Annotated in this window: 12 protein-coding genes; 4 read left to right on the top strand and 8 right to left on the bottom strand. The window is 42.3% G+C overall.

Annotation, left to right across the window (positions count from 1 at the left end; genetic code table 11):
* Positions 1-32: 32 nt before the first annotated feature.
* Together FAI40_05640 and FAI40_05635 are read right to left on the bottom strand one after the other, a co-directional pair.
* Positions 33-932 (bottom strand): metal ABC transporter permease, encoded by a 900-nt coding sequence (locus FAI40_05640; protein QCE34873.1) that lies wholly within the window; start codon positions 930-932, stop codon positions 33-35.
* The gene (locus tag FAI40_05635) at positions 859-1557 is read right to left on the bottom strand and encodes an ATP-binding cassette domain-containing protein (GenBank protein ID QCE34872.1); all 699 of its coding nucleotides are present in this window, start codon (positions 1555-1557) and stop codon (positions 859-861) included. The genes FAI40_05640 and FAI40_05635 overlap by 74 nt, the downstream gene beginning before the upstream one ends.
* 202 nt (positions 1558-1759) lie before the next feature.
* Between FAI40_05635 and FAI40_05630 the strand changes: the two genes are divergently transcribed.
* Positions 1760-2152 carry a hypothetical protein gene (locus tag FAI40_05630; protein QCE34871.1) on the top strand — a complete coding sequence of 131 codons (393 nt, stop codon included), beginning with the start codon at positions 1760-1762 and terminating at the stop codon, positions 2150-2152.
* A 56-nt stretch (positions 2153-2208) separates the two neighbouring features.
* Positions 2209-2628, top strand: a complete 420-nt coding sequence (locus FAI40_05625; protein QCE34870.1) for a hypothetical protein — start codon at positions 2209-2211, stop codon at positions 2626-2628.
* 66 nt (positions 2629-2694) lie between these two features.
* On the opposite strand, the gene FAI40_05620 is transcribed toward FAI40_05625, so the two are convergent.
* Together FAI40_05620 and FAI40_05615 are read right to left on the bottom strand one after the other, a co-directional pair.
* Positions 2695-3771: a hypothetical protein gene (locus tag FAI40_05620; protein QCE34869.1), complete on the bottom strand. Its 1077-nt coding sequence runs from the start codon at positions 3769-3771 to the stop codon at positions 2695-2697.
* Between the two features lie 334 nt (positions 3772-4105).
* Complete coding sequence (locus tag FAI40_05615) at positions 4106-5611, bottom strand: glycosyltransferase (protein QCE34868.1); 1506 nt, start codon at positions 5609-5611, stop codon at positions 4106-4108.
* A gap of 150 nt (positions 5612-5761) precedes the next feature.
* Here FAI40_05615 and FAI40_05610 point away from each other — a divergent pair, with 150 nt between their 5' ends.
* Positions 5762-6526 carry a DNA/RNA non-specific endonuclease gene (locus tag FAI40_05610; GenBank protein ID QCE34867.1) on the top strand — a complete coding sequence of 255 codons (765 nt, stop codon included), beginning with the start codon at positions 5762-5764 and terminating at the stop codon, positions 6524-6526.
* Between the two features lies 1 nt (position 6527).
* Here the strand turns inward: FAI40_05610 and FAI40_05605 are convergent, their stop codons facing one another.
* On the bottom strand, positions 6528-7412 hold the full coding sequence (locus FAI40_05605) for a hypothetical protein (GenBank protein QCE34866.1): 885 nt from the start codon (positions 7410-7412) through the stop codon (positions 6528-6530).
* Positions 7406-8455 carry a radical SAM protein gene (locus FAI40_05600; protein ID QCE35758.1) on the bottom strand — a complete coding sequence of 350 codons (1050 nt, stop codon included), beginning with the start codon at positions 8453-8455 and terminating at the stop codon, positions 7406-7408. Before FAI40_05600 ends, FAI40_05605 begins: the two co-directional genes overlap by 7 nt.
* Before the next feature lie 206 nt (positions 8456-8661).
* Between FAI40_05600 and FAI40_05595 the strand changes: the two genes are divergently transcribed.
* Complete coding sequence (locus FAI40_05595; protein QCE34865.1) at positions 8662-10056, top strand: NAD-dependent succinate-semialdehyde dehydrogenase; 1395 nt, start codon at positions 8662-8664, stop codon at positions 10054-10056.
* 85 nt (positions 10057-10141) lie between these two features.
* On the opposite strand, the gene adhP is transcribed toward FAI40_05595, so the two are convergent.
* Both adhP and FAI40_05585 read right to left on the bottom strand, forming a co-directional pair.
* Positions 10142-11206 carry an alcohol dehydrogenase AdhP gene (adhP, locus tag FAI40_05590; GenBank protein QCE34864.1) on the bottom strand — a complete coding sequence of 355 codons (1065 nt, stop codon included), beginning with the start codon at positions 11204-11206 and terminating at the stop codon, positions 10142-10144.
* A gap of 71 nt (positions 11207-11277) precedes the next feature.
* A complete protein-coding gene (locus FAI40_05585; protein ID QCE34863.1) occupies positions 11278-12999 on the bottom strand; it encodes an alpha-keto acid decarboxylase family protein in 1722 nt (573 codons plus the stop codon).
* Between the last annotated feature and the right edge of the window lie 137 nt (positions 13000-13136).

The raw sequence follows: 13136 nt of genomic DNA, 5'->3' as shown, positions 1-13136 counted from the left end.
CCTAACGCCATTTTAAAGACGTTTGCAAGGGGTCATGCAACGAATTCTGGCTTTTCGCCAAAATATCTTCTTAGAAAAATCCCAATCAAATAACTCAGTACAGCCCCTAACCCAATCCAGAAAGCTGGCGGCAGTCCCGTTAAGCCGTAGAGCGCAATGCCCCCCCAACTTAGAATCAGCGCTACAATCGCGGAAAAAATCATTCCTTTGAGCGGAGAAAGGTTAAGAACAAAAGCCGCCGACGCCGGCCCGATAATCAAGCTAAAGGCCAGTAACGCCCCCGCAATTTCGGCACAAACAGCACAACCAAGAGCGGCTAAAGTCATAAACCCCATGCCAACCCACCATGTGTTTGCGCCCCGCACAATCGCCATCTCTGGTGCAAGCGCTGAAAAGAGTAAGGGACGATATAAAAACAACAATCCAATGAGACAAAAAAGGCTCATTCCAGCCAAAAGCCACAAAGTCTCTAAGGACAAATGCATCAATCCACCAAATAAGAGCTCAATCGTGTCTGATTCTGAGGCATGAAATGCTTCTAAAACGCCCATCCCAAGTGCTAGACTCCCAGCTAGAACAAGACCTGTCAAACGGTCAGAGGCATTCCTATCCACACTCAAATCACTCTTTTTTTCATAAAAACTAAACGCCTCCATCACCCAAGCGCCGCCTAAAGAGGCCAAGAGCAGTCCAAAAATGGGATTAACCCCAAAAACCAAGGCCACAGAAGCACCACTAAAACCAATATCGGGCAAGGCATGCGCCGCAAAAGCCTGCCCCCGCAACAACATCATCCAACCCAAAATTCCAGCAAGAAGAGCAACGAAAAAACTGCCAAAAAAAGCATTTAAAAACAATTCATGCACAGGAAAGGCTTCCATTTCGGAGATAAAGATCTCTCCTTTCGGAGGGTAGAAACGAAACATCTTCATGTGTTGTAATAAAAATCCCGATCCTTCTCTTTTGTTCTAAAAACCTTAGAAGCCGTACCATTTCCTCACGGGTCTTAAAATCAAGAGCGATAAAAGGCTCATCCAAAATTAGAAGTCTTGGATTGCCAGCGATTGCTTGCGCCAATGCAATTTTTTGCCGCTCCCCGCCAGAAAGCACTTTTAGAGGACGATTCGCTAAATGTCCTGCGCCACACTCCTCCAAAAGAGACAAAGCTTCCGCTTTTCTTTTTCGAAAAGAAAACAGACCAGAACTTGAAGGGATGGCCGCCTCGACATGACTTAAAGTTGGTAAAAAAAGGGCATTTTCTTCCCTCTTTTGAGACATATAACCGACCAAAGATCGCGCCTTCTGCGGCGACTGTCCTAAAAGGCGCAATGTCCCATGCACCGTTGGAAACAGCCCAAGCATCGCACGGATAAAGGTACTTTTTCCACTTCCATTCAAGCCATGCAGGAGCGTCCATCCAGAAAGCGAGGTCTCAAAATGATCCATAAAAAAAATAGGGTGATTCTTTAACGTAATGGAAAATTTATTGAGTTGCAGAGAGAGATCAGAAAGTTGAAAAGTCTCCTGCTCTCTTTTTTTCAGAAAAAAATTCACCATAAAATCTGTATTTATTCCAACACGACCAGCAATAATTCAAGACTTTAGTCTAAATATGCCATAAAATGAATATATTCCTGTGTGTACATTCGTCTGACATTCTATATAGTGTTCGAGTGTCTATACCTTTTGAAGATTTTGGGGTTATAATACTCTCAAAATCTATCATAGCTCCATTATTGTTAAAACAAAGGAAGATATTATGAACAAGTTTCTACTTGCATCCATCCTATTTGCTGCCTCTTCTGCAACTTTTTTAAGCGCTTGCGACAAAGGCCCTGCTGATCAGCAAGATCAAGCTGCTGCAACAGCCCCTGCCACACCAGAACAGGCTGCTGCAAATGCTGAACAAACAGCTGCAAATGCTGAAAATGCTGCTGCTGAAGCCGAAAAAGCCGCTGGCGCACCTGCTCAAGCTGTTGCAAATGACGAGCAAGCCGCAACCAACTCTGCAAAATCTGAAGCTGCTGCTGATGCTTCCAAAGCAATGGCTGCTGCTGCCAGCGACCAAGCTGCAACAACAGCTGATCAAAAAGCAGAAAACGCAAATCAGCCAGCCCCTGCTGCACCAGCACCAGCTGAACAAGGTAAATAAGATAAGTTTGTCACAAACTAAAGATCTGTCCTTGCTTCATTTTTAAGGAAGAAATTATGAACAAATTCTTACTTGCATCCGTTTTATTTGCGGCCTCTTCGGCAACATTTTTAACGGCCGGAGAGGTTATTGCTGCGCCTGCGACACAATCTACTCTCTCCACTGCGGATAAATCTGCAGCTCCTGCAGAAGAACCAGCTGATGATTTAGGCGCTCCTGAATTAGGAAGAACAGGAATTGTTCTCGCTCCTGGTCCTGTTCGTTTGGACAAAAATGGGAAACCAGCCCACCCTAAAATGCCAAGCAAAGCGGATCTACGTGCGGACCAACTTCAAATGAAAGCAGATATTGAAGCTCTTGCCGCAGGAGAAGCGCCTGTGACAAGAGAGCAACGTGAACTTGCGCGTTTAAGACCCCACGATCGTGGTCTTATTCTTAAACGCATCAATGAATCTCTCTCAGCTTATAAAGGTTAAATCCTTTAGTAAAAGCATAAGAAAGAGGAAGCTAAGCTTCCTCTTTTTTTATACCAAAATTTAGGCTTAAACGCCCAAAGTCTCTATTTTTTTAAAGACCATTGGTTTAACACCTGGCAGTTCTTCAACGCACTGACTCCCCATCAGTTGAGCTGGCGTAAAATAGCCTCCTTTCCCATTATACTTTAAGAGAAAACGAACAGCCATCAACGCCGAACAGAGTGTCAAAGTATAGGGATTTAACGTTTCTAAACGGCCTATCAGAATATTGCCCTGTGCGTCTTTTGCCTCTCCCCAAACATGGGCCGGATTTTTTCCCCGCTCCTCGAGCGTAGGTCCATTAACACGGCGCTTAACATAATTTAAAATCAGCCTTTTGATCCCTGTTCGACGTAACAAATTATTACGCCTCTCAAGCCATGCCATAAATTTTATTCTGCCCGGAGGCATCGGCACAAAAACTGTAATATTGGGAATAGAAGTCGTATAATACGCCGTCACGACATCTCCCCAAGGGATAGAGACCGCATTCGTAGGGTCTTTCCCGAAATTAACGGCACGTTGGATTTTTCCAAAGGGAACACGCTGTAAATGTCCATCACGGCGTACCAAAGTGCCTTTTCCGAGGTCATCCAACATCGTCAATAAAGTCCCCCGGGAGGGTTTCATTTCTGTCTGAAATCCTAAGGAAAGACTTACAGCATTCGGCATTCTTTCTTTTAAACTTGCGGCGAGACAATCTGTGGGCACGACATCAAACCCAACCCCGGGACAAACAACAATCCCAGCTGCCACATTCATCTCATGTCCTGCCTTTGCAATCTCAAAGACAGCACCCTCTCCCGTAATATCAACATAATGCGTTTTTGTCTGACGGCAGACTTCTACAATTTCAGCGCATGTTATGTGAAAGGGCCCTGCGCAATTAAGAATAACATCAATATCCTGCAATGAATTCAAAATTTCTGAAGGATTATCCAATGTAAAAATACGGTATTCAAAGTCCAGCTTTGTCGCAAGCTTGGCTAAAGCCTCTTTATTGCGTCCGGCAAGGACAGGCGTCATCCCTATCTTTTCGGCTAATTCAGCAATAAGTCTGCCTGTATAGCCGTTTGCACCATAGATCATCCACTTATCGCTCATTTTAGCCTCTCTTTACCAGCTTTTATAAAAACTCTGTAAAAATATGAGTGTTCTGCCTGTAAGATACAAGGAGGCGCTTCATTCCAGAGAAAAATAAGATTAAAATAAAAAAGATTCTGATTAAAAATTCATAGAAATATTTTGTACATGAGCTGTAGGATCAGGAATTGTTTGTCTATTTTCTTTGGGGGTATGGTATTTGCTCATCGAAGATAACCTTAATTATCTCATACTGATAATTTATCTCTTTTTTTCTATAAAGAATAGAAAGACTTAAATTTTTGTTCGAAAGTGGAATATAGGGAATCAGTTTCTGAGTTTGTTTTTATACAATCTATACGCTGAGTAGTGCGGTACGGTGAAGCCAAGGATAATCAGGGACTTGGTTACGGGCCTTCCAGTAGTTTTGTTGTTCCGGTGTTAGGAGTTGAAAGATCCCTGTAAATAGATCTGCCGTCTTTTTTTTATCAATCATTTTTAACTTTGAAACATCTAAAAAATGGGAAAAGAGAGAGGGTAACATTTGTAGTGCTTCCAGTTTTTTTAGAGAGGAAGGAGTTGCTTCGAAGAGTTCCCATTCCAAAACACGCCAGCGTGAAAATTCTAAGTTAACCCCATTCTCTTCGGCATTTAGGGCGCAGGCTATTAACCCTGTGATGGGATTGTGCAGTGAGAACCTTTTACCATGTTGCACTAACTGAAAAGACAAAATAGTTGAAACTCGTGGGTCTTCAGACGCAAATAATGGTAGGTCATATTTTTCGGTTGTCAAAAAGACTTTTTCAGGCCATTTTGATGAAATAAGCGCAATGACTGGAACTAAATTTTCTTTTGCAACCTCTTCGGTGTTAGCGTGTTTAATGCGTCCTGTTTTTGGATGGGCAAATAAGGAAGTGCCATGAGCGGTACGAAGGGTGTAGGTGCTAAAGCTCATTTCAAGATAAGTTGGCCAGTCTTTTATTTCACCATTCAAACCTCGTCCACAAGTTGCAATCATCAGAGATAAATATTTTTGGTTTACACGATTTTGAATTGCATAGAGATAAGGCATCATTCCATCATAGCGAGAAGCTGAAATTGTATCGTAATGATGATTTTGATCGTAGAAATTAAAAAGATGCATACCCGATCTTGATTCTCTAATATCAACTCTGCGTTCTACTTTTTGAACGAAGTGTGCCATGCTTCGAATTACATAATGGTTAATACGTGCTGTTTCCCACTGTGCCAGTGTCTCTGTGCATTCAGGATGTATTTTTTGCCATTGAATTTCTTTATGATCAACGGTGACATAGTGTCCCTTAACCTCAAAACGGTGAGGATTAATATATTTCGTTTCGGTCTCCTTAGGGCGAATAAAGCTTTTGACAATATAATTGTATTCAAAATCTTGATTCGAGTGCATGGGATAGTTACGAAAAACATTTGATGATGGTGGCCGAACCGCATGGCAATTACTACCATAACAGCACCAGCTGAGTGCAATGGCATTTGCACGGGGGTAACGTTCTAAAAAATCATGAACATTTTCACCGTTACGAATATCAAGATATTCATCTGAATCTAGATATAAGAGCCAGTCAAACTCTTTACGATATTTTTCAAGAGCGTTCATATAGCTGAAATTTTGACGATGGTTGAATTGGTCTGCTTTTACAGCGCGGTGAAGGCGAATATCTAAGACTTGAGAAGCTTCGGACAAAAGCTCCCACGTGCCGTCTGTTGAGTAATCATCATAGATAATGAGACTGTCGAAACCGCAGTGGAAATGCCATGCAATCCAAAATGAAATATCTGTAATTTCATTTTTTACGAATAGGACAATGGCTACTTTTGACATTTATTACTCCAAATTTGAAATAAGAAGACACGTTAAATATGGAAAAGTTTATCTAACCCAAAAATATATATTCTTATATATTCTATTGAATACACGCCCTAAATTTTTTAAAAAAGAATTTTTTCTTCCTTATCTCGTTTGAGCAAAAGAATGCTGAAAAAAAAATCACACTTTGATATCCTCAAATGCTTTTCATTTTTTCTTCCAGCTTTTTTCTATCTTACCCTCTCACCTCAAAAAGCGTTTGCGCAATGCCCTCGTTTTGCTGCAGCAGGGGAGTTTCCAACGGCAGGCGAAATTCTTTGCAATGATAATTATGCCGTAGGCTACTCAAATTCCAGACGTTCTCCCCTCTGGGCCGCAGAAAAACTTACGGCAGATCAAACAATTGTCTCCCAAAAAACAGCCAATCCAATCGGTAATATTAATACCGATCCCCGAATTGATCAGGGAATATCTCTCGCTGATTATCAAAAAGGCGCATGGAAACCCCTCTCCCTTGCCGCTATCGGCGATATGGCAAGCGCAAAAGCAAAACAACAAACAATGCTGCAAAGTAATATTATCCCTGTTACAACAAGCCTCAAACAGAAAGTATGGCGCAAACTGGAAGAAAATACTCGAAAACTGCTCGCAGAATATGGAACCATTAATGTCCTGACAGGTGTCATTTTTGGAGATTCCTCTCAATCCTTTGGTAAAAACAATGCAAGGCTTCCAGATAAGGTTTGGAAAGTTATTTATGTGCCCCGACAGGGAACAGCAGCAGTTCTCTGTAACAACAATGAACCGTTACACTGCACAACGACGACCGTCCAAGAAATCGAAAATCTTTGCTATATTGGCCTCTTCCCTGGCCTCTCCGAAAGTGAATCTAACCGTCAGCTTCATCCCGACCACTGGCCGGGAATCTAAATTAGTTATCCATGCTTTCCGGACGAATATCCTTATAAAGACTATGCGCCCTCTTATCGTGAATCGTTGGTTTTGCAGATTCTGGAAATAAAGATTGAATGTGCGAGGTTACCACAGGTGCTGGCCCTGAAGCAGATGCACGAGGCACTGGCAATTCCTTCCCTGAAAAATCTTTTGGTACAATGGGGGCTGAAGATTGCGGCAAAATCTGAGAAGAGACACGGCCTTCTGTTTCTGGAATTGAAAAAGGATCGGACCAATTTGCTGTACATCCTAGGCGCACCAAAGCTGGGGCTTTCTGCTCATCCCCAAAAGCCGTCTCATATTTTTCAATATTAATCCGCCAATAAGCATACTGTCCTTCCGGGCAATTCTGAAAGGCTTTTTTAGAATCATCCCGATACAGAACCGAAAATGCGTCATTTTCACTCTGATTATAAACCTCATATAAATTTGGCGTAATTTTACGGGGCTCTTCTTTCATGGCGCAATCTTCGCCTTTGCAATCCTTAATTTCAGATAAACCGCCATCAACTGTATAAAAATGGCGATCTACTTTTCCCTCTAATAACGCTAATGCCTCACTCGGTTTAGGCAACGATTGCATCCTTGGATAAAGCTCTGAAAGATGCGACTGCTTTTCTCTCGATTGACGATCCAATTTCAAGCGGTTCTGTTCACAAGCCGCAGATTCACTATCTTTCTGCTTTTCCGCTTTTTTTGCAGCACCAGAAAAATCAAAACGCAGCTCCGGTTTTCCAGATCGCACATCACACGGCCCATCCCGCCAATACACTTTGCTGCATCCCGTCAGTAATGCACTGCTGCAAAGTAAAAAAAGACACGGACGCCTTAAAGGACGCAAGAAAAAAGAGAGTTTCAACATTTACGCCTTTTTTGTTTTCCTTTGAAAATCTTCCAATATAGCCAGCCATCTTGTATTCCTGCTTTAAGAGAGTTCCAAAAAGATGGACTTTGTATAAGCTGCCAAGCCTCTAGATAATGCGCTTTTGAAAGCTTCTGCAAGACTTTTCCAAAAGAGAGCGGCGCAAACATCAAAACACTTGAATCCCGATAACAAGACAACATACATTCTGTGCAATGAGCCTTATTTTCAGGAAGCTTTTCAAAATCTGTCAATTTTCCGAAAGATTTTCCCCAGGCCTCACACCGCCAAAGATTTAAATGCCAATCAAGATAATAATATTTAAAACCTCCAACACAGGGATAGGCTTCCCTTTTTTGCGCAATATGCCGTCGCATATCTTCAATTCCAGCAATCGGGTTGAGGGTTGGAAAAGCTTTTTTTAATTTTTTAATCTCAACTAAAAATTGATCTAGCTCTTTGACAGAAAAAGAAACCAAGGTTGAGCTTCCACCATAAACCTTCGAACTCGAAGCAAAAGGCTGTTGACGGGGATAAGAGAATGTAACGCCTGAAAAGCCCAACTCCTTTAGAAGAAGCGGTAATTTTAAAGGCGAAAGAAGTTTTGAAACTGTGACTGAAGCAATAACAGGAATACCTGCTTCTTTTATTTCCGCAATGCCTTTCTTTAAACGCTCTCCAACGCCTCTTAATCTGCGGTTTTTTTCATGCTTTTCAAGATTCTCGCTATCCAAAGAAACAAAAAGGCAATGCAGTCCTGCTTTGACCAAAGCCCCTGCCTGTTCATGGAGTTTCCAGCCATTGGTAATTAAATCTGCCTTCATTCCCATCTGAGAAACAGCACGGATCATCTCCAAAATTTCAGGATGCAAGAGAGGCTCTCCACCTTGGAAATTAATAAAAGACACGCCGCTTCGCTTTAAAATTGGAAGTGCTCCGATAAAAAGCTGAGCATCTAGGAAATCTCTTTTTTCCCCTTGATTAAGTGATTTTCTAAAACCGCAAAAATCGCAATCCGCATTACAATAATTCGTAACAGACACATCCACAGCAATCGGAATTGTAGAAATAATCCTATTCCCTGTCTTTGTGATTGCATTGCGAAATAAAGCGTTTAATTTCAAAACTGCATTCCTAATTTATTGCAAAAGCAAGTGAGCCAAACACATTCCAGCACCAAACAAAAGCTAACATTATTTTTTATGCAGGATATAAAGTTAATTAAAAATACCAAAAGGAGAAGACCATAATGGCCTATGCCAGCATCAACCCTTATAACGAAAAACTTTTAAAAACATTTCCCGAAACTTCTGATCTTGAAATTGAATCTCTTCTGCAAAAGGGGCATCAAGCTTTTTGCGCATGGCGTCAAAGCACCTTCTCCAAACGTACTGAAATCTTACATAAAACAGCCTCGCTTTTAAGAGAAAATAAAAAAAAATACGCCACCCTCATGGCACAGGAAATGGGAAAGCGTCTCTGCGAAGGTGAAGGGGAGATCGGCGTTTGCGCCGATATTTGTGATTATTTTGCAGATCACCTTGCCTCTGTCTTAAAACCGAAAAAAATTACCCCCTTAATTCCCGAAGAAGGTAAAGCTACTCTCTACCCAACCCCTCAAGGTATTATTCTGCTCATCGAACCTTGGAATTTTCCTTTTTACCAAGTTTTTAGAGTCCTCGTCCCTCAAATCGCCGCAGGTAACGGCGTCTTGCTCAAACATGCGCCCAATGTCCCTCAATGCGCTGCGATAATGGTTGACCTTTTTCAGAAAGCAGGCCTTCCTGAAGGCGTTTTTCAAAATCTCTATACCGCTAACCATCAAACAGAAACGCTTCTGAAAGACCGTCGTATTCAGGGCGTCTCTCTCACAGGATCTACGGGAGCTGGTAGAATTGTTGCGAGCCTTGCGGCCAAACACTTAAAAAAATCAATCCTTGAACTGGGCGGATCAGATGCTTTCATCGTGTTAGAAGATGCCAATCTCCAAAAAGCCGCAAAATGGGCAGTACTTGCCAGACACTCAAATGCGGGACAAATTTGCATTGCGGCAAAAAGACTTATTGTCATGGAAGAAGTCTATGATGAATTTCTAGGGCTTTACCGAAAAGAAGTCTCAAAATTAAGAGCTGGGAATCCGCTTGATCCCGAAACTACTTTAGCACCTCTAGCCTCTAAAGAAGCGCTCCATAGACTTCAAAAGCAGGTTGAATGCGCACAGGAAGAAGGGGTTACAGTTGAAAGCTTCAACCTAAAAATACCCTCTCAGGGATTTTTCTTCTCTCCTCTCCTCATGACAGGGCTGGAAGGAAAAAATATCCGTCACGAAGAGTTTTTTGGACCTGTGACGCATCTTTATTGCGTACACAGCCATGAAGAAGCCATTCAATGCGCCAATGATAGTGAGTTTGGCTTAACAGGCTCTATTTACACACAGAATGAAGCAAAAGGATTTGAAATTGCCCAACAAATCCAAAGCGGCGCTTTTTTCATCAATCATCCCCCTTTTTCCAGACCGAATATTCCCTTTGGAGGAAGTAAAAATTCTGGTTACGGGCGTGTTCTTGGACCAGACGCTCTTTTAGAATTTATGAATCTCAGAATTATTAATTTTATGGATATCAATGCGCCACCAATGATGTAGATGATAAAAAATCTTATAAAAAAAGGAAGCTGAAAAATCAGCTTCCTTTCCTTTTCCATAAAACAGAGCAATATTTTCTGAAAAATTACATATCGAAATTAATAACCATACGGCCACGGATTTTACCGTTATGCATTTCTTCGAAAATAGCTGGAGCATCTGCAATTGGACGATCTTCTGTCACACATTTGACTTTGCCTTCAGCAGCAAATTCAAAAGCTTCACGAAGATCTTCACGTGTTCCAACCAAAGAACCAACAACTTTAATTCCATCCAACACCAAACGGGGAATAGAAAGATCCATCGTCTCGACTGGCAAACCAACACCGACAACAGTACCGCCTGCACGGACAGAATTCACAGCGGCGTTAAAGGCCTGTTTTGCGGTTGCTGTCACGACTGCTGCATGTGCACCACCCGGGACGAGACCGGATGAAAGAGGTTTTGAACCGCCTGTAATATCCTGAATTTTCTGAACGAGGTCTTTATCAAGCGCATTCAACACATGATCCGCACCCAATTCTTTTGCGAAATCAATTGAAATCGGATTAGCATCAACAGCAATGACGCGTGCGCCGAAAACATTCTTAGCCCATTGAAGTGCCAGATTTCCAAGACCGCCAATACCAAAAATAACGAGCCATTGTCCTGGCTTCACTTTGGAATTTTTAACCGCTTTGTACGTTGTCACACCTGCGCAAGTGATAGAAGATGCCGCAGAAAGGTCTAAACCATCTGGAACACGAACTGTGTAATTTGCAGGAACAATGCACTCTTCTGCCATTGCACCGTCAACAGTGTAACCCGCATTCTGAACTTGACGGCAAAGTGTTTCATCTCCATTGACGCAATATTCACAACGGCCACAACCGCTAAAGAACCAAGCCACAGACGCACGATCGCCAACTTTTAAAGCACCCTCGCCCATCAATTCAGCGACATCAGAGCCAACTTCAATAACTTTACCGACACCTTCATGGCCAAGGATACGACCCGTCTTATCGCCAAAATCTCCGTGAGCAACGTGCAAATCTGTATGGCAGACCCCACAACGCTCCATTTTTAAGCGAACTTCTGAAGGCTTAATCGCACGAAGTGTTTTATCTTCGATAACAACGGTATGATTTTTACCGCAACATACTGCTTTCATAATGTCTAACTCCTCAATCTCTTAAAAAATAATCCTGCCCTTTATCGGGGCAGGATTATTTCATCTAGGATTTAAGCTTTTTCGTTAACAACGGGGGGACGTGCATTTGTTTTTGCGACTTCCTTACCCCACGTCAGCAAGTCTTTTGTGCAGTCATCTTGAGCAATAACAACTTGAATCAAGGTTGGGCCTTCCTTATTTGCGTCGGCTTTCTTGATTGCATCTGCAAGTTCTGCAGGTGTTGTTGCCTTCAGACCAAGACCGCTTTTCCCATTTTTCTGATGGGAATAGGGACATTCTTCACCTTCACCATTGAAAGCCTCCATGAGCTTTGAGAAGTTCCAGTTTTGAATGTAATTGTATGGGCCATCGTGAATAGCGATTTCGATCCCGTAACCATGATTATCAATCAAGAAGATTGTTACTGGCAATTTGTAACGAATCATCTGACTGACTTCTTGGCAGGTAAGCTGGAAAGAACCATCGCCGCACATGATAATGTGCTTACGGTCAGGAGAACCGATTGTACCGCCAAAGCCTGACGGAATAGACCAGCCGATATGGCCATACTGCATTTCGGTTTCAATTCTCAAGCCATTTGGCCAGTTCATGTCTTTGACATTGAACCAAGAATCACCCGTCTCTGCATGCAATGTTGTATTACCGTCCAACATTTCCATGATCTGACGTGCCATTTCCACATTCGTCAATTTGGCATCTGGTTTTGCAACTGGATACTCAAAATGAGGGGCTTTGCTGGATTTAGCTGTTGCAGGCTTGCTGGAGACTTTCGCCACCAAAGCTTCAACAACTTCTTTCATTGTCACACCAGAATAGGCATATCCGTCAACTTCCACGCCTTTTTCTTCGATATTGACAACGCGTTTTCCTTTTGGCCATGCTTTCCAGCCAACAGTTGCATAGTCATTCCAGTTAGGACCCAAAACAATCAATGTTTCAGCATCTTCAACTAGCTGGTTCGCATCACCTGTGGAGACAATGCCCCAATATGTGCCACGGAACCCTGGATGCTGTCCTGGGAAAAGTGCCATGGAAGCAGGGCCTACGGTTACAGCACATCCAAGCTTGTCGGCAAGTTTAACAACGGCTTCCTGAGCTTTGGCAGGACGAACCTTTGGACCAACATAAATTGTGACTTTTTCAGAAGCTTCAATTTTCTTTGCAATCGCATCAACGGCTGCATTCAAGGAAGTCTTATCTGTGCGCATCTGTGGCAGAATATCTTCCACAGGACCAGGACGCTGGCATTCTAGACCTGCAACATTGCAGGCAATATCCAAATAAGCGGGTCTTTGCTCTGCAAGCATTGTCCGGATGACATGGTCAATTTTTGCAGGAGCTTCACTGGCTTGCTTAATTGTTTCTGCGGCACAGGTAATTGGCTTAACCATCTCAAGCTGCTGCGTAAATTCGGGCTTACCAATCGTATGATGAAGAATATGACCAGAGCCATACTCATTGCTGTTTGGCGCACCAGAAATGCAAAGCACAGGCAAGTTTTCTGCATAAGCACCTGCCAAAGCGGAATTCATGGCAGAAATTGCACCAACCGTATAAGTCACAACACAAGCAGCAGCACCATTCGCACGGGCGTAACCTTCTGCTGCAAAACCGCAGTTCAGCTCATTACAGTCATAAATCTGATTCCAATTTTTATTTTTGAGAAACTGGTCCAAAAGGACGAGATTATAATCTCCAGCAATCGCAAAATGATCTTTTAGCCCGATTTGAACTAGGCGATCTGCTAGATATTGTCCAACAGTATAAGACATAACTCTGTTCAATCCTTAAATTAAGAAACCCGGATTTTCATTACAATTTCATCTATTATCTCATCTTAATGTTTCTATCTAGAAGAAACTGCGAAACGAATCTCATAGTGAGTTCAACGACATTTTATACATAAATA

Source organism: Acetobacteraceae bacterium (assembly GCA_004843345.1).
In the GTDB taxonomy this organism is placed as follows: domain Bacteria; phylum Pseudomonadota; class Alphaproteobacteria; order Acetobacterales; family Acetobacteraceae.
This window is presented reverse-complemented; position numbering and strand designations above follow the sequence as displayed.

Coding starts and splice junctions, on each gene's coding strand:
- FAI40_05640 (QCE34873.1), bottom strand. CDS start 932: ATGAAGATGTTTCGTTTCTACCCTCCGAAAGGAGAGATCTTTATCTCC.
- FAI40_05635 (QCE34872.1), bottom strand. CDS start 1,557: ATGGTGAATTTTTTTCTGAAAAAAAGAGAGCAGGAGACTTTTCAACTT.
- FAI40_05630 (QCE34871.1), top strand. CDS start 1,760: ATGAACAAGTTTCTACTTGCATCCATCCTATTTGCTGCCTCTTCTGCA.
- FAI40_05625 (QCE34870.1), top strand. CDS start 2,209: ATGAACAAATTCTTACTTGCATCCGTTTTATTTGCGGCCTCTTCGGCA.
- FAI40_05620 (QCE34869.1), bottom strand. CDS start 3,771: ATGAGCGATAAGTGGATGATCTATGGTGCAAACGGCTATACAGGCAGA.
- FAI40_05615 (QCE34868.1), bottom strand. CDS start 5,611: ATGTCAAAAGTAGCCATTGTCCTATTCGTAAAAAATGAAATTACAGAT.
- FAI40_05610 (QCE34867.1), top strand. CDS start 5,762: ATGCTGAAAAAAAAATCACACTTTGATATCCTCAAATGCTTTTCATTT.
- FAI40_05605 (QCE34866.1), bottom strand. CDS start 7,412: ATGTTGAAACTCTCTTTTTTCTTGCGTCCTTTAAGGCGTCCGTGTCTT.
- FAI40_05595 (QCE34865.1), top strand. CDS start 8,662: ATGGCCTATGCCAGCATCAACCCTTATAACGAAAAACTTTTAAAAACA.
- adhP (QCE34864.1), bottom strand. CDS start 11,206: ATGAAAGCAGTATGTTGCGGTAAAAATCATACCGTTGTTATCGAAGAT.
- FAI40_05585 (QCE34863.1), bottom strand. CDS start 12,999: ATGTCTTATACTGTTGGACAATATCTAGCAGATCGCCTAGTTCAAATC.